Origin of the sequence: Herbaspirillum huttiense, from assembly GCF_004367745.1 — a bacterium.
Taxonomy (GTDB): domain Bacteria; phylum Pseudomonadota; class Gammaproteobacteria; order Burkholderiales; family Burkholderiaceae_D; genus Herbaspirillum; species Herbaspirillum huttiense.
In genome coordinates, this window is sequence record NZ_CP037993.1 from 5,481,515 (window position 1) to 5,497,170 (window position 15,656).

At 63.8% G+C, this 15,656-nt stretch carries 12 protein-coding genes; 10 read left to right on the top strand and 2 right to left on the bottom strand.

Going from position 1 to position 15,656, the window contains the following annotated elements; translation table 11 throughout:
• Positions 1-43: 43 nt before the first annotated feature.
• Positions 44-1,462, bottom strand: coding sequence for an aminotransferase-like domain-containing protein (locus tag E2K99_RS24485; protein WP_134223891.1), 1,419 nt, complete (start codon positions 1,460-1,462; stop codon positions 44-46).
• A gap of 336 nt (positions 1,463-1,798) precedes the next feature.
• Between E2K99_RS24485 and aptA the strand changes: the two genes are divergently transcribed.
• The 10 genes from aptA (at position 1,799) to E2K99_RS24535 (ending at position 14,752) form a co-directional block, all read left to right on the top strand.
• The gene (gene aptA / locus E2K99_RS24490; protein WP_039782985.1) at positions 1,799-3,127 is read left to right on the top strand and encodes an omega-aminotransferase AptA; all 1,329 of its coding nucleotides are present in this window, start codon (positions 1,799-1,801) and stop codon (positions 3,125-3,127) included.
• A 35-nt stretch (positions 3,128-3,162) separates the two neighbouring features.
• Positions 3,163-4,656: a CoA-acylating methylmalonate-semialdehyde dehydrogenase gene (locus E2K99_RS24495; RefSeq protein WP_134223892.1), complete on the top strand. Its 1,494-nt coding sequence runs from the start codon at positions 3,163-3,165 to the stop codon at positions 4,654-4,656.
• A gap of 574 nt (positions 4,657-5,230) precedes the next feature.
• Complete coding sequence (locus tag E2K99_RS24500; RefSeq protein ID WP_121041230.1) at positions 5,231-6,424, top strand: ABC transporter substrate-binding protein; 1,194 nt, start codon at positions 5,231-5,233, stop codon at positions 6,422-6,424.
• Positions 6,425-6,617: 193 nt separating this feature from the next.
• Positions 6,618-7,484 carry a branched-chain amino acid ABC transporter permease gene (locus E2K99_RS24505; RefSeq protein ID WP_034340650.1) on the top strand — a complete coding sequence of 289 codons (867 nt, stop codon included), beginning with the start codon at positions 6,618-6,620 and terminating at the stop codon, positions 7,482-7,484.
• Positions 7,485-7,536: 52 nt separating this feature from the next.
• Positions 7,537-8,535 carry a branched-chain amino acid ABC transporter permease gene (locus E2K99_RS24510; protein ID WP_134223893.1) on the top strand — a complete coding sequence of 333 codons (999 nt, stop codon included), beginning with the start codon at positions 7,537-7,539 and terminating at the stop codon, positions 8,533-8,535.
• Entirely contained in the window at positions 8,532-9,299 is a 768-nt protein-coding gene (locus E2K99_RS24515; protein WP_034340654.1) for an ABC transporter ATP-binding protein, read from the top strand. The genes E2K99_RS24510 and E2K99_RS24515 overlap by 4 nt, the downstream gene beginning before the upstream one ends.
• Positions 9,296-10,000, top strand: a complete 705-nt coding sequence (locus tag E2K99_RS24520) for an ABC transporter ATP-binding protein (RefSeq protein WP_134223894.1) — start codon at positions 9,296-9,298, stop codon at positions 9,998-10,000. The genes E2K99_RS24515 and E2K99_RS24520 overlap by 4 nt, the downstream gene beginning before the upstream one ends.
• A 166-nt stretch (positions 10,001-10,166) precedes the next feature.
• Positions 10,167-11,426, top strand: a complete 1,260-nt coding sequence (locus E2K99_RS24525; RefSeq protein WP_134223895.1) for a Zn-dependent hydrolase — start codon at positions 10,167-10,169, stop codon at positions 11,424-11,426.
• 37 nt (positions 11,427-11,463) lie between these two features.
• Positions 11,464-12,957: a M81 family metallopeptidase gene (locus tag E2K99_RS24530; RefSeq protein ID WP_134223896.1), complete on the top strand. Its 1,494-nt coding sequence runs from the start codon at positions 11,464-11,466 to the stop codon at positions 12,955-12,957.
• 220 nt (positions 12,958-13,177) lie between these two features.
• A complete protein-coding gene (locus E2K99_RS24535; protein ID WP_134223897.1) occupies positions 13,178-14,752 on the top strand; it encodes a methyl-accepting chemotaxis protein in 1,575 nt (524 codons plus the stop codon).
• Between the two features lie 4 nt (positions 14,753-14,756).
• On the opposite strand, the gene E2K99_RS24540 is transcribed toward E2K99_RS24535, so the two are convergent.
• A complete protein-coding gene (locus tag E2K99_RS24540; RefSeq protein WP_134223898.1) occupies positions 14,757-15,647 on the bottom strand; it encodes a TauD/TfdA dioxygenase family protein in 891 nt (296 codons plus the stop codon).
• Positions 15,648-15,656 lie beyond the last annotated feature (9 nt).

Sequence of the window (15,656 nt, forward strand, 5' to 3'; positions counted from 1 at the left end):
CTTGTCTGATCGTTTATCTGTTTGCATCCTCAGCAGCCAGGTCTTACAACCCCCGCAAAAAATCAAACAACTCCGGCACATCCGCATACCCCACATTGAAGCGGAAGCTGGTCTTATGCGGTGCCGACAGGTGGAAGAAATCCCCCGGTGCCAGCCAGATGCCCTTCTGCCGCGCCCGGTCCGCGATCTCGCGCGCTGACAGTTCGCAGCCCTCGATGGTGGCCCAGCTGAACATGCCGCCACGCGCCGCCGTGAAGGGCGTCAGGCCCACCTCGGTGAGCTTGGCATTCAGGGTGGACTGGGCATTGAGCAGCGTCGCATTGAGCGTCTGCACATGGCGCCGATGATGGCCTTCGGTGAGCACGTTGTGCACCAGCCGCTCGTTGATCTCCGAATTGGTCAGCGTCAACACCATCTTGGTATGCACGATCTGCCGCGCCAGTTCACGCTGGCAGGCGATGTAGCCCACCCGCAACGAAGGCGCGATGGTCTTGGAATAACTGCCCACGTAAATCACCCGCTGCAGTCCATCCAGCGCAGCCAGCATGGGATCGGTGGCCTGCCCCAGTTCGCGGAAGATGTCGTCCTCCACCACCCAGAACCCATAGCGCTCGGCCGTCTGCAGCACGCGCATGGCGCAGGCCGGCGTGTAGGACGTGCCGGTCGGGTTCTGCAGCACGCTGGTGGTGAAGAACATCTTGGGATGATGCAGGCGCGCCAGCGTCTCCAGCATGTCCGTGTCCACCCCGCCAGGCGTACGCGGCACGCCGATCACGTTCAAGCCCGCCAGACGCAGCATCGCAATCAGGTTGCAATAGCCGGGATCATCGATCATCACCGTATCGCCCGGCTGGGTCATGGTGCGGATGATCAGGTCCAGCGCCTGCGTGGCCCCGTGCGTGGTCAGCACCTGCTCGATACCCAGCTCCATTGCCCAGTGGCCGAGGAACTGCGTGATGAGCTGGCGCAGCGGAGCATAGCCATAGGGATGGCCATAGCCGACCTGCTGTGCACCGGGCGAGCGGATGATGCGGCGCTCGGCCTGGTGCAGGCCTTCGTCGTTGAGCCACTTGCCGGGCAGCCAGCCGCAGCCGGCCTTGATGGGCACGCGTTCATCGGCAAACATTTCCGAAAGCAGCCAGGCCGAGTCGATCACCGGCTCGGGCGGCACGAACACCGCACGTGCCCCGGATTGCCCGGCCCGCGCGGCCACGAAGAACCCCGCCCCGCGCCGGGCCTGCAGCATGCCGCGCGCCACCAGCTGCTCATAAGCCTCCACCACGGTGGAAGAGCCGATGTCGTGATGCTGCGCGAACTGGCGCACCGAGGGCAGGCGCTCGCCGGAGCGCAATTCGCCCGACTCGATCAGGCCAGCCAGGCCATCGGTCACCTGCTCCACCAAGCGGGCGGCTGTCTTGCGTTTCAAATCCAGTTGCAGCGGCGCGCTGGCGGGCTTGGCCATGTCGTTCTTTCTGAGAGTGTATCCGGCTGGCGAGTGACTGCATTGCTCCCGACAGCCAAAGTGTAAGCGGAAATACTAAACTGTATTGGTCACTGTAGTGCTGCTTGCAAATTCCCTGAATCAGGCTGAATCCCCAGTGAATACGGGGATATCAAAGGACCGGCCAGCGTGACCGCAGCACATGCTTCTCACCGAATGGAGCAATACAGTTTGCCCAACAGACCAATACAGTTTCCAGCGAAAATCAAAAGTGTAGCTAACAATACGAGCGCTGTCTGGCAATAATCAAGCACTCCCGGTTTTTTCCAGAAATTTCCCTTTTTCACGGTGCCTGCCATGTCCAGCCAAGACCAAACGCATCCCTCCGGCCTGTCGGCCTACTGGATGCCCTTCACTGCCAACCGCAACTTCAAGGCCGCGCCGCGCATGCTGGTGTCCGCCGAAGGCATGCACTATCGCGACGATGCCGGCAACGCCATCCTGGACGGCACCGCAGGCCTGTGGTGCGTGCCGCTGGGCCACGCCCATCCCAAGATCGTGTCGGCCGTGCAGAAGTCCGTGGCCACGCTGGACTACGCGCCTTCCTTCCAGCTCGGCCACCCGAGCGCCTTCGAACTGGCCGAGCGCCTCAAGGCCTATACCGGCAATCGCTTCGCCAACGTGTTCTATACCGGCTCCGGCTCGGAAGCGGTCGATACGGCGCTGAAAATCGCCCTGGCCTATCACCGCGCCAAAGGCAACGCCACCCGCACCCGCCTGATCGGCCGCGAGCGCGGCTATCACGGCGTGGGCTTCGGCGGCATGTCGGTGGGCGGCATCGGCGGCAACCGCAAGACCTTCAGCACCGCGCTGCTGCCGGGCGTGGACCACCTGCCGCACACCCACAACCTGGAAAAGAACGCCTTCACCAAGGGCGAGCCGGAATACGGCGCGCACCTGGCCGATGAGCTGGAACGCCTGGTCACCCTGCACGACGCCTCCAACATCGCCGCCGTGATCGTGGAACCGGTGGCCGGCTCCACCGGCGTGCTGATCCCGCCCAAGGGCTACCTGAAGCGCCTGCGCGAAATCTGCACCAAGCACGGCATCCTGTTGATCTTCGATGAAGTCATCACCGGCTTCGGCCGCCTGGGGACGCCCTTTGCGTCCGACTACTTCGATGTGGAACCGGATATCTTCACCACCGCCAAGGGCCTCACCAACGGGGTGGTGCCGATGGGCGCAGTGTTCGTGAAGAAGGAGATCCACGACGCCTTCATGAACGGTCCGGACGGCATCGAGCTGTTCCACGGCTACACCTACTCCGGCCACCCGCTGGCCTGCGCCGCCGGCCTGGCCTCGCTGGAGGTGTTCCAGACCGAAGGCGTGCTGGAGAATGCGCAAGCCGTATCGGACTATTTCCAGGAAGCGGCGCATGCCCTGCGCGGCCTGCCGCATGTGATCGACGTGCGCACCATCGGCCTCATCGCCGGCATCGAGCTGTCCTCCATTCCCGGCCGCGTCGGTGCCCGCGCCTATGACGCCTTCGTGCGCGCCTTCAATGACGGCATCCTGATTCGCGTCACCGGCGACATCATCGCCCTGTCGCCGCCGCTGATCATCAACAAGCAGCAGATCGACGAACTGTTCGGCAAGCTGTCGGCCATCCTCAAGACCCTGGCCTGATCCCCTTCACCCAAGCAATGACGCAAGAAAGATTCATGGAAAAGATTGCACACTACATCGGCGGCAAGCGCGTCGATACCCAAAGCGGGCGCTACGCCGATGTCTTCAACCCGGCCCAGGGCGTGCCGGTGGCGCAGGTTGCACTGGGCACCACCGACGAGGTCGATGCGGCGGTGAAGGCCGGTGTGGCCGCCTTCCCGGCCTGGTCCAACACCCCGCCGCTGACCCGCGCGCGCGTGCTGTTCCGTTTCCTGCACCTGATCCAGCAGCGCGCCGACGACTTCGCCCGCATCATCGTGCGCGAGCACGGCAAGACCTTCTCGGATGCCCAGGGTGAAGTGGCGCGCGGCATCGAGATCGTCGAGTTTGCCGCCGGCATCCCGCAGATGCTCAAGGGGGAATACACCGACCAGATCGCCCGTGGCATCGACGCCTGGTCGATGCGCCAGGCGCTGGGCGTGGTAGCCGGCATCACGCCGTTCAACTTCCCGGCCATGGTGCCGATGTGGATGTTCCCCATCGCCATTGCCTGTGGCAACTGCTTCGTGTTGAAGCCCTCCGAGCGCGACCCGTCGGCTGCGCTGCTGATCGCCGACCTGCTGCAGGAAGCCGGCCTGCCCGATGGCGTCTTCAACGTCATCCAGGGCGACAAGGTGACGGTCGATGCCCTGCTCGATCATCCGCAGGTCAAGGCCATCAGCTTCGTCGGCTCGACCCCGATTGCCGAATACATCTATGCCCGTGGCTCGGCCAAGGGCAAGCGCGTGCAAGCCCTGGGCGGTGCCAAGAACCACATGGTGGTCATGCCCGACGCCGACATGCAGCTGGCCGTGGACGCCCTGATGGGTGCGGCTTACGGCTCGGCCGGCGAGCGCTGCATGGCGATCTCGGTGGCGGTGGCCGTGGGCAGCGCCGGTGATGAACTGGTGGCCGCACTGGCCGAGCGCGCACGCAATCTGAAGATCAACGAAGGCATGGCCGCCGGTGCCGAGATGGGTCCGGTGGTGACTGCGGCTGCCAAGGAACGCATCGAAGGCCTCATCGGCCGTGGTGTGGAAGAAGGCGCGACGCTGGTAGTGGATGGCCGGGGCTACCAGGTCCCGGGTTTCGAGAAGGGCTTCTTCGTCGGCGGCACCCTGCTCGACCATGTGACGCCCGAGATGACGGTGTACAAGGAAGAGATCTTCGGACCGGTGCTGTGCGTGCTGCGCTGCCCGGACATCGCCAGCGCAGTCGAACTGATCAATGCGCACGAGTACGGCAACGGCGTGGCCGTTTATACCCGTGACGGCGGCGTGGCGCGCGAATTCGTGCGCCAGATCGAAGTGGGCATGGTGGGGGTCAACGTGCCGCTGCCGGTGCCGATGGCCTTCAGCAGCTTCGGCGGCTGGAAGCGCAGTCTCTTCGGCGACCATCACATGTACGGACCGGAAGGCGTACGCTTCTACACCCGGGCCAAGGCGGTGATGCAGCGCTGGCCCAATACGGCCAGTGCCGGTGCGGAATTCGCGTTCCCGCAGATGAAATAAACAGGATCAACGGCATGAAATTTTCATGCCGTTTTTCTTTGGCGGGTGCGTATCATGAAGGGCCTGTCCCGCCCTGCCCAGACGGTGTTGGTGCAGAAAACGTCAGGCACGGTGCAGAAACGATCAGCCATCCCCAGCCCGCAGGAAGTCAAATGCGGGCTTGCACCAAAAGCAGCAAACCTTAGAAAACCAGACCGTCGTGGACGACCGGTGGAGACACACCGGCAGCACGGGAGAACGGCAAACCACATTTGGAGACACGCTCTGCGGAGCGGCAGGAGGAGCCCCATGACGGCTCACGCCATGCGGCGCAAAGGCGCGCCGCAACAGCGTTTATGGCTTGTCACGTCCCGTATTGCAGCGACTGCGCAAGACGGTGCGACCCTGTTGACCCACCCTTTTCCGCCGGTTCGTGGCGGAGGATTCCACACGTCCATGCAAATCATCCCTGCCCGGCTTTCCTTAGTTTTTCGGGAAGCACGGGCATGGAACTTGCGTTGACGGGCAGTACTGCAGCATTGCGCAATTCCATGGATGTCATCTGTCAATCGTAAGCTTCGAGGGAGAAACAAGCATGATCAGCCGTCGCAATTTCCTGAAACTGTCCGCACTGGCCGCACCCGGCGCATTGAGCTACCACGATGTGTTTGCCCAGGCCGAGAGCATTGCCTTCGGCTGTCCGGTGCCGATGTCCGGCCCCTTCGCCGCCAACGGCAAGTTCGCCGATATGGGCATGAAGCTGGCCCTGCAGAAATACGGCAAGGTGCTCGGCAAGAGCACCAGCTACGTCACCCTCGACACCGAAGGCAAGCCCGCCACGGCGGTACGCAAGATGCAGGAAACCATCGAGAAGGGCACGCGCTTCTTCGCCGGCGGCATCCTCTCCGGCGAAGCGCTGGCCATGGGCAAGGAAGCCGACAAGGCCGGCGCAGTCTTCATCACCACCGCCGGGGCCGACGAGATCACCGGCAGCGATTGCAACCGCGCCACCTTCCGCTGGTCGGTGCCGACCTTCGGGGCCATCGAGCAGACCGTGCGTCCGCTGCTGGAGAAGCTGCCCAATGCCAAGCGCTGGTACACCATCACGCCGCAATACGTGTTCGGCGAAGGCCTGCTGTCGGCGGCCAAGAACATCTTCAAGGAAAAGGGCATCGAGCATGTGGGCAACAGCTACCACTCGCTGACCGAAAAGGAATTCTCCGGCTATCTCACCAATGCCATGGCGGCCAAGCCGGACGTGCTGCTGCTGTTGAACTTCGGTTCGCAATCCTCGGACACGCTGCGCCAGGCGGTCAGCTTCGGCATGAAGAACAACTGCACCATCCTCATGGCCTGGGCCTCGGGACTGGAACAGTTCGAGACCCTGGGGGCCGATATCTGCGATGGCGTCTACTTCGGCGCGCAGTACTGGCACGCCATCGATTCGCCCTTCAACAAGGAGTTCGTCAAGCTGGTCAACGACAATCTCAAGATCGATCCCAATTACAGCCTGGCCGGTTCCTACATCTGTACCAAGATCATCCTGGACGCCATCATCAAGGCCAACAGCACCGATCCCAAGGCGGTGATCGCGGCCATGGAAGGCATGAAGTACGAGGGCCTGACCGGCACAGAGGAAATCCGCAAGGGCGACCACCAGGTCATCAAGAACTACTACCTGCTCAAGGGCAAGGCCAAGGCGAAGATGGCCAACAAGAATGACTATGCCGACATCGTTTCCTCCGGCAAGTCCTTCCTGCCGCTGGAGAAGACGCAGTGCAAGCTGTGATGTGGCGTTGATGGGATGCTGCATTCCGGCACTCCCCTTTCCGTTCGGACTGAGTAGCCGCGTCAGCGGCGTATCGAAGGCGTGGCTTCCCCTGTATTGACGACGGCGCGCCTTCGATACGACCCTGCGGGTCTACTCAGTTCGAACGGTGATTTGGCTTGACTGAACTTCCTTGTTCTTCTCACGAGGTTCCATGAACATCTATCTGCTGCAGATCGCCAATGGCGTGGGCATCGGCATGCTCTACTTCCTGCTGGCAGTGGGCTTGTCGATCGTCTTCGGCCTGCTGCGCTTCGTCAATTTCTCTCACGGTGCCTTCTTCCTGCTGGGCGCTTATCTCTGTTACGAGGCCACCAGCCGCGGCCTGGATTTCTGGTGGTCGCTCTTCATTGCCCCCGCCGCCGTGGGCCTGTTCGCCTGGGTGGTGGAGCGCTTCGTGCTGCGCCACGTGTACGCCCTGCCGCATCACTTCCACATCCTCTTCACGGTCGGCATGGCGCTGGTGATCCAGGAAGCGGTGATCTCGGTCTGGGGACCGCTGGGCAACAATGTCTCGCCGCCGGATCTGCTGCAGGGCGTGGTGATGTGGGGCGGCTTCGTCTATCCCAAGTACCGCCTCTTCGTCATCGGCCTGACCGCCGTCATGGCGCTGCTCCTGTGGTGGGTGCTGGAAGGCACGCGCCTGGGCTCGATCGTGCGGGCCGGGTCGGAATCGACCGAAATGGTCAGCCTGCTGGGCCTGAACATCCAGCGCATCTTCAGCCTGGTCTTCGCCCTGGGGGCGGCCACCGCCGGACTGGCCGGGGCGCTGGCCGCACCGATACGCGGGGCTGATCCCTTCATGGGGGTCGAGGCCCTGGGCATCGCCTTCGTGGTGGTGGTGGTCGGCGGGCTGGGCAGCTTCTGGGGCGCGCTCATCGGCGGCATCCTGGTCGGCATCGTGCAGAGCGTGATGAGCACGGTCTGGTCCGAAGGGGCGCACCTGATGATCTACGTGGCCATGGCGGCGGTGATGCTGCTGCGTCCGAATGGCTTGCTGGGCCGGCCCGGCGCGGCCTGAAGCCGCATTACGTCACCTGACGCCACCTGACGTTTTCTGCACAGAGGCTTTCATGAAACAGATTGCGCATTTCCGTTACACCCTGCTGGCCGCCGCCGTGGTGCTGTTGCTGCCGCTGCTGCTGCCTTCAGGCACGCTGGCCACCGAAGTGCTGGTGTTCGCCCTGGCCGCGCTGGGCTGCAACCTGCTGCTGGGCTATACCGGCCTGATGTCCTTTGGCCAGGGCATCTTCTTTGGCGTGGGCAGCTATACAACCGGCGTGGTGCTGCTGCAGCTGAAACTCGCGCTGCTGCCCGCATTGGCCCTGGCGGCCGTGGGCGGCGCGCTGGTAGCGCTGCTGGTGGGCTGGTTCTCGATCCGCCAGCGCGGCACCTACTTCGTGATGCTCACGCTGGCCTTCGCCCAGATGTTTTATTTCCTGGCCTATACCCTCAAGGATGTCACCGGCGGCGACAACGGCCTGCTGGACATCCCGCGTCCGCCGCTCTCTCTGTTGGGCTTCACGCTGCTGCCGACCACTTCCTCGTGGCAGTACTACACGGTGGTGGCCATCCTGTTCGTGCTGGTGTTCTGGCTGCTGCAGCGCGTGGTCGATTCGGTGCTGGGCAAGACCCTGCTGGCGGTGCGCGAGAATGAAGCGCGCGCCTCGGCGCTGGGCTACGACGTGCGGCTGCTGAAGCTGGCGGCTTTCGTGATCTCGGGCGCGGTCACCGGTCTGGCCGGGGGGCTGCACGCGATGATGACCGGCGTGGCACCGCTGTCCAACATCGAATACCACACCAGCGAAGCGATCCTGGTGATGACCGTCATCGGCGGCACCGGCAACCTGTTTGCCTCGGTGCTGGGCGCGAGCTTCTATGTGCTGGTGGGCAACTGGCTTTCCACGCTGTGGCCACGCTGGCTGATGCTGCTGGGGCTGCTGTTGATTGCGGTCAGCCTCTACATGCAGAAGGGCCTGTTCGGCCTGGCCGTGAAGTTGATCGATGCCGCGCGCGGCCGCAAGGATGACGCGGCGCAGGCCACCACCGTGACCAAGGAGAAGCACTCATGAGCCGCCCCATCCTGCAAGCGGTCAACGTCACCAAGCGCTACGGCAAGTTCACCGCCGTCAACGGCATCACGCTGGACATCGAGGCCGGCACCGTGCATTCGGTAATCGGTCCCAATGGCGCGGGCAAGACCACGCTGTTCCATACCCTGACCGGCACCACGCCCATCACCGAGGGCAGCATCCTGGTCGAGGGCGAGGAAGTGGCGCACCTGCCGGGCAATCGCCGGGTCCAGAAGGGATTGGCGCGCTCCTTCCAGGTGACCAGCCTGTTCCCCAACCTGAGCGTGCGCGAGAACCTGCGGCTGGCCGCGCAGGGGCGTTCCCCGCTGGCCGCACTCAATCCCTGGAAACGTGCCGAACAGTTCACTGCCGCATGCACACTGGCCGATGAGCTGGTGGCGCGCCTGTCCCTGCAGGCGGTGGCGGAGCGGGCCTGCGCAGAACTTTCACATGGCCAGCAACGCAGGCTGGAAGTGGGCATGGCCATGGCCGGACGGCCCAAGGTGATCTTCCTGGACGAGCCGACCTCGGGCATGGGCATCGACGACATCGCCGAGATGAAACAGCTCATCCACGGGCTGCGTCGTGACTATACGGTGGTGCTGATCGAACACAACATGGATATCGTGATGGATATCTCGGACCGCATCACGGTGATGCAGCTGGGCCAGATCCTGGCGCAGGGCAAGCCGGCCGAGATCCGCAGCGATGAACGCGTGCGCCGGGCCTATCTCGGCAGCATGATCACGGGAGGCAAAGCATGATCCTGCAAGTGGAAGACGTTCACGGCTACTATGGCAAGAGCCACATCCTGCAGGGCGTGTCGCTGCAGGTTGATGCAGGTGAAGTGGTGACCCTGCTGGGACGCAATGGCGCGGGCAAGACCACGACCTTGAAAAGTATCGTCGGCGTGGTGCCGCCGGCGCAGGGACGCGTGCTGTTTGAAGGCCAGCTCATCAGCGGCCTGCCCTCCTACAAGATCGCTGCACGCGGCGTGTGCCTGGTGCCGGAGCATCGCGGCATCTTCAAGCTGCTGACCGTGGAAGAGAACCTGACCATGGCGGCGCGCAAGGAATCCGCATGGGGGCTGGACGAGGTCTACACCATCTTCCCGCGCCTGAAGGAGCGCCGCAAAAATGGCGGCGGCCAGCTCTCCGGCGGCGAGCAGCAGATGCTGGCCATTGCGCGCGCACTGATGACGCATCCGCGCGTGCTGATGCTGGACGAACCGGTCGAAGGCCTGGCGCCGGTGATCGTGGACGAGATCGTGGCGCAGCTGCGGCAGATCAAGGCGACCGGGATGTCCATCATCCTGGTGGAACAGAATCTGGAAGTGTGTACGCAACTGGCGGACCGGCATTACATCGTCGAACAGGGACGCATCGTCTACAGCGGCAGCAATGCCGCCTTCCTGGCCGATGATGGCGTGAAGGACCGTTATCTGGGCGTGAATCTGGCGGCCTGAGTGACGACGGAGCGTCCTTCGATACGCCGCTGCGCGGCTACTCAGGTCGAACGGATCGGAGATGGGACTGCCAAGGAGTGATGGATGCCCCTCCTCCCGTTCGTCCTGAGTAGGCCGAAGGCCGTATCGAAGGCGCACCGGCACCAAATCAAACAAGGAATCAAACATGGACATGAAAGCACAAGCCTCCACCCTGCGCATCGACGGCACGCGCCTGTGGGACTCCCTGATGGAACTGGCCCGCATCGGCGGCACCGCCAAGGGCGGCGTCTGCCGCCTGGCCCTGACCGACCTCGACAAGCAGGGCCGCGACCTGGTCACGTCCTGGGCGCGCGCTGAAGGCATGAGCGTGGTGGTGGACCAGATCGGCAACATCTTCATGCGCCGCCCGGGCCGCAACAATGCGCTGCCGCCGGTGATGACGGGCTCGCACATCGATACGCAGCCCACTGGCGGCAAGTTCGACGGCAACTACGGCGTGCTCTCCGGCATCGAGGTGATCCGCACCCTGAACCAGTACAACATCCAGACCGAGGCCCCCATCGAAGTGGCGGTATGGACCAATGAAGAAGGCTCGCGCTTCGTGCCGGTGATGATGGGCTCGGGGGTCTTCTGCGGGGCCTTCACGCTGGAGCACGCCTACAACGCCGCCGACATCGACGGCAAGAAGGTGCGCGACGAACTGGAACGCATCGGCTATATCGGCGAGCAGGTCTGCGGCGATCATCCCATCGGTGCGTATTACGAGGCGCACATCGAACAGGGACCGGTGCTGGAAAACGCCGATACCGTCATCGGCGTGGTGCCGGCGGTGCTGGGGCTGTCGTGGTACGACTGTACGGTGACCGGTTTTGAATCGCATGCCGGGCCGACCCCGATGGAAATCCGCAAGGATGCGCTGCAGGTATCGACCTTCATCATGCAGGAAGTAGTGGCCATCGCCAACCGCTATCCGCCTTACGGACGCGGCACGGTGGGCCAGGTGCAGGTGATGCCCAACAGCCGCAACGTGATTCCGGGGCAGGTGAAATTTTCCATCGACCTGCGCAACGTCAGCGAGGACTCGCTCACGCGCATGCATGAAGACCTGCTGGCCTACCTGGAAGCGATGCGCAAGAAGACCGGGCTGTCCATCGAACTGGAGCGGGTCTCGTACTTCCCGCCCTGCCCCTTCCATCCGGATTGCGTGGACAACGTGCGCGCGGCCTCGGCCGCACTGGGCTACAAGACCATGGACGTGGTCTCCGGCGCGGGGCACGACGCCATCTATGCCGCACGCCTGGCACCGGCAGGCATGATCTTCGTGCCCTGCAAGGATGGGGTCTCCCACAACGAGATCGAAGATGCGCGCCCCGAGCACCTCGAAGCCGGCTGCAACGTGCTGTTGCAGGCCATGCTGGCCAGCGCGGGCGTGGTCGCCGACTGATCATTGCATGAATTTGGATTGATGCAAAAAACTGAACATGAAACCGAAAATCGTCATTGCACGCATGAATCACGAGACCAATACCTTCTCGCCGATTCCCACACCCCTTGAAGCCTTCGCCCCGCAATGGGATGCCGATGCGTATCGCGACCAGAAGGGTGCGCGTACCGCCATGGGGGCCTTCCTCGAACTGGCCGAACAGACCGGTGCCGAGATCGTCACGCCCCTGGCTGCATGGGCCAATCCCAGTGCGGCGGTGGCGGCCGATGCCTACACGGTGATGTGCGACGCCATCGTGCGTGCCATTGAAGGTGGCTGCGATGCCATCCTGCTGGACCTGCATGGCGCCATGGTGGCCGAGAACGCCGAGGATGGCGAAGGCACGCTGCTCGAACGCATCCGCCGCATCGCGCCCGATACGCCCATGGCGGTGGCGCTGGACCTGCATGGCAACGTCACGCAGAAGATGGTCACGCATGCCGATGTGATCGTCAGCTTCAAGACCTATCCGCACATCGACATGTTCGAGACCGGCGAGCATGCCGGCCGCCTGCTGCTGGCGCGGCTGCAGGGCAAGTCGCAGCCAACGATGGCCTGGCGCCAGGTGCCGGTGCTGTCGGCCACGCTGACCAGCAATACCTCGGCCTCGGCCATGCAGCGCGCCGTGGAAGCGGCCAAAGCGGCGGAGCAGGAAGCGGGCGTGCTGGCGGTGTCAGTGCTGGCGGGCTTCCCCCTGTCGGATTTCCGCGATGCGGGGATGTCGGTGGTGGTGGTGACCGAGAACGACACCGCACTGGCCGATGCCGTGGCCGAGCGCATCGCGCGGCAGATCTGGAATGAACGTGACGACTTCGTCTATGACAGCTTGCCGCTGGCCGAATCGCTGGCGCAGGCACGCGCATTGAGCGAAGGTTCGGGACAGGGTCCGGTACTGCTGCTGGACCACAGCGACAACGTCATGTCGGGCGGTACCTGCAATACCATGGACGTGCTGGAAGCCGCTCTGCAGGCGGGTCTCACGGGCATTGCCGTGGGCCCGGTGAGCGACCCGGAAGCGGTGGCGCAACTGGTGCAGGCCGGGGTGGGGGCGACCGTCACGCTGGCCGTGGGCAACAAGGTGGACCTGGCTGCGCAGGGCATCAGCAAGACGCCGCCGGTTTATACCGGAAAGGTATCGGCCATCAGCGATGGCCGTTTCACCGTCACCGGGCCGATCTACACCGGTTCGACCTTGCAGATGGGGCGCAGCGTGCTGCTGGACATCGGTGCGGCGCGCATCGTCGTCACCGAGGAGCGGGTCGAACCGTATGACCTCGGGGTCTTCACCAGCCTGGGCCTGGACCCGGCGCAGCAAGCCTTCCTGATCCTGAAGTCGCGCATGTATTGCCGTCCGGTCTTCGTGCCCATCAGCCGCGCGCTGGTGGAGTGCGATTCCGACAGCGGCGGCCCGACCAGCGCCAATTTCCGGCTGTTCCCGATCAAGAAGGTGCGGCGGCCGATCTATCCGCTGGATCCGGCCATGGACTGGTAACACGCACCGGGCCTGCGTTGCGGGCCGAAGGGCTTTGCCGTAATACAACACCCCGGTATCGGGATATTCCCGAGTTGTGCCGTGCCGGGGAAGGCCTGTGTTAGCCTGCAAAGACAGCAAGGATGGGCTGCCCGTCCTTGCTGCCAGCGCCCGGCTCACGATCACAACAGCAAAACAGCACACCAGCCGCCGGTCGCCTCACTCAATCAGGGGAGACGGAATGAAAAACCTCAAGATCGGCGTACGCCTGGCCATCGGCTTCATTGCCTTGCTGATGTTGATGGCCGTGATGGTCGGCCTGGGCGTGTGGCGACTGGGCAATATCGGGGACGCCACCGACGAGATGACCCAGATTGCGCTGAAGAAAGAGCGCGATGCCGTACAGTGGCATGCGGCCATCAAGGAAAACGGCGTGCGCACCTTCGCCGTCATGAAGAGTGATGACGATGCCTTCCAGCAATACTTCCAGAAGCAGATCGATGCGCAATCGGCCAAGATCAGCCAGCTGCAGAAGCAAGTGGAAGCGGCCATCACCGATCCCGAGGAAAAGCGTCTCTTCGCGGAAGTCGGCAAGCTGCGTGCCGCCTATCGCGATACGCGGCAAAAGATCTTCGACATCAAGACCGCCGGCGACGATGCACGCGCCCGCGAGATGACCGATACCACGCTGGTGAAGATGATGGATGAGTATGCCGACAGCGTGCTGCGCTATGCTGATTACCAGAAGAAGGTGATCGACCAGGCCGCCAGTGAGATCAACGGCGACTATCGTTCAGGCCGCAGCATGCTGCTGATGCTGGGTGCGCTGGAAATCGTGCTGGGCGCGGCACTGGCCTGGCTGCTCACGCGCAGCATCACGCGCCCGCTGAACCAGGCGGTGAGCATCGCGGAAACGGTGGCCGCAGGCGACCTCACCTCGCACATCGAGGCCAATAGCCGCGACGAAACCGGCCAACTGCTGGCCGCGCTCAAGTCCATGAATGGCAACCTGCAGGACATCGTGGGGCGCGTGCGTTCCGGCACCGAGACCATCAACGTCGCCTCGCGCGAGATTGCCACCGGCAACCTCGACCTGTCGGCGCGCACGGAACAACAGGCCGGTTCGCTCGAAGAGACCGCATCGGCCATGGAACAGCTCACCTCCACCGTCAAGCAGAACGCCGACAATGCGCGCCAGGCCAATGCGCTGGCCGCATCGGCCTCACAGGTGGCCAGCCAGGGTGGTACGGTGGTGGAGCAGGTGGTGGCGACCATGGGCGAGATCCACGCTTCGTCGCAGAAGATCGCCGACATCATCGGCGTGATCGATGGCATCGCCTTCCAGACCAACATCCTGGCCCTGAACGCCGCCGTGGAAGCGGCGCGCGCGGGGGAACAGGGACGCGGCTTTGCGGTGGTGGCCTCCGAAGTGCGCTCGCTGGCGCAGCGTTCAGCGTCGGCGGCCAAGGAGATCAAGCAGCTGATCGGGGATTCCGTGGAAAAGGTCGGCGACGGCAGCCGCCTGGTAGCCCAGGCCGGTGACACCATGCAGGAGGTGGTGCACAGCGTGGCGCGCGTGACCGAGATCGTGCGCGAGATCACGCTGGCCAGCCAGGAACAGAGTGATGGCATCGAACAGGTCAACCTGGCCATCACCCACATCGATGAAGCCACGCAGCAGAATGCGGCGCTGGTGGAAGAAGCGGCCGCGGCGGCGCGCTCCATGCAGGATCAGGCGGCCTCGCTGACCGAAGCGGTCAGCGTGTTTCGTCTTGATACCGCGTTGGTAGCGGACGCGCCAGCGCGTCCTCAGTAATCGCTCAACGCGGCACGTCGCCTTCGACGGTGGTGCGATAGAGCGTGCGGCGCAGGTGTTGCGGGGTGATCGCGGCGTAGTGCTGGGTGCTGCGGTTGTCCCAGAACACCATGTCATGCGCCTGCCAGTGGTGCGTATAGACATTCTCAGGGCGCGTGATATGGGCGTGCAGTTCCTTCAAGAGCGCATCGCTTTCGTCACGCGGGATGCCGATGATGTGCGAGGTAAAGCCTTCGCTCACGAACAGGATCTTGCGGCCGCTTTCCGGATGGGTGATGACCACCGGATGCTCCACCGGCGGCACTTCATCGATCTGCTGCTGCGTCAGCGGCTGGCGCCACGGCGAGAGCTTGCGCAGGCGCTCGTAGCGGTAGACGTAGGAGTGCACGGCGCGCTTGCCTTCGAGCTGGGTCTTGAGCGCGGCGGGCAGGCTGTCCCAGGCGGCAGCGGTATTGGCGTAGAGCGTATCGCCGCGTTCAGCGGGCAATTCTTGCGAATGCAGCAGCGCGCCCAGGCTGGGCTTGGGCATGTAGGACAGGTCCGAGTGCCAGTCCGCGCCGGCATCGACCAGGCCGATGGGCTTGCCGTTCTCGACCACGTTGGAGACGATCAGGATCTCCGGATGCCCGGCCAGGTGGAAGCGGTTGAGCACGTGCACCTGCAGCGGACCAAAGCGGCGGCTGAAATCGATGTGCTGCTGCGGCGTGATGCGCTGCTCGCGGAACACCACCACGCCATGCTCGACCAGCGCGCCGCGAATGCGCGCCAGCTCTTGCGCCGAGACCGGCAAGTTCAGGTCCAGGCCAACGATTTCCGCGCCCAGCGGGGCGTCGAAAGGACGGATCTCGAAGTGTTGCTGCGTCTGCTGCGTGCGTTCCAGTGTGGCGACCGACATGGGGGCTCC

What these genes read in the sequence shown, in the direction of transcription:
- E2K99_RS24485 (WP_134223891.1), bottom strand. Translation starts at nt 1,462, where the DNA reads ATGGCCAAGCCCGCCAGCGCGCCGCTGCAACTGGATTTGAAACGCAAG.
- aptA (WP_039782985.1), top strand. Translation starts at nt 1,799, where the DNA reads ATGTCCAGCCAAGACCAAACGCATCCCTCCGGCCTGTCGGCCTACTGG.
- E2K99_RS24495 (WP_134223892.1), top strand. Translation starts at nt 3,163, where the DNA reads ATGGAAAAGATTGCACACTACATCGGCGGCAAGCGCGTCGATACCCAA.
- E2K99_RS24500 (WP_121041230.1), top strand. Translation starts at nt 5,231, where the DNA reads ATGATCAGCCGTCGCAATTTCCTGAAACTGTCCGCACTGGCCGCACCC.
- E2K99_RS24505 (WP_034340650.1), top strand. Translation starts at nt 6,618, where the DNA reads ATGAACATCTATCTGCTGCAGATCGCCAATGGCGTGGGCATCGGCATG.
- E2K99_RS24510 (WP_134223893.1), top strand. Translation starts at nt 7,537, where the DNA reads ATGAAACAGATTGCGCATTTCCGTTACACCCTGCTGGCCGCCGCCGTG.
- E2K99_RS24515 (WP_034340654.1), top strand. Translation starts at nt 8,532, where the DNA reads ATGAGCCGCCCCATCCTGCAAGCGGTCAACGTCACCAAGCGCTACGGC.
- E2K99_RS24520 (WP_134223894.1), top strand. Translation starts at nt 9,296, where the DNA reads ATGATCCTGCAAGTGGAAGACGTTCACGGCTACTATGGCAAGAGCCAC.
- E2K99_RS24525 (WP_134223895.1), top strand. Translation starts at nt 10,167, where the DNA reads ATGGACATGAAAGCACAAGCCTCCACCCTGCGCATCGACGGCACGCGC.
- E2K99_RS24530 (WP_134223896.1), top strand. Translation starts at nt 11,464, where the DNA reads ATGAAACCGAAAATCGTCATTGCACGCATGAATCACGAGACCAATACC.
- E2K99_RS24535 (WP_134223897.1), top strand. Translation starts at nt 13,178, where the DNA reads ATGAAAAACCTCAAGATCGGCGTACGCCTGGCCATCGGCTTCATTGCC.
- E2K99_RS24540 (WP_134223898.1), bottom strand. Translation starts at nt 15,647, where the DNA reads ATGTCGGTCGCCACACTGGAACGCACGCAGCAGACGCAGCAACACTTC.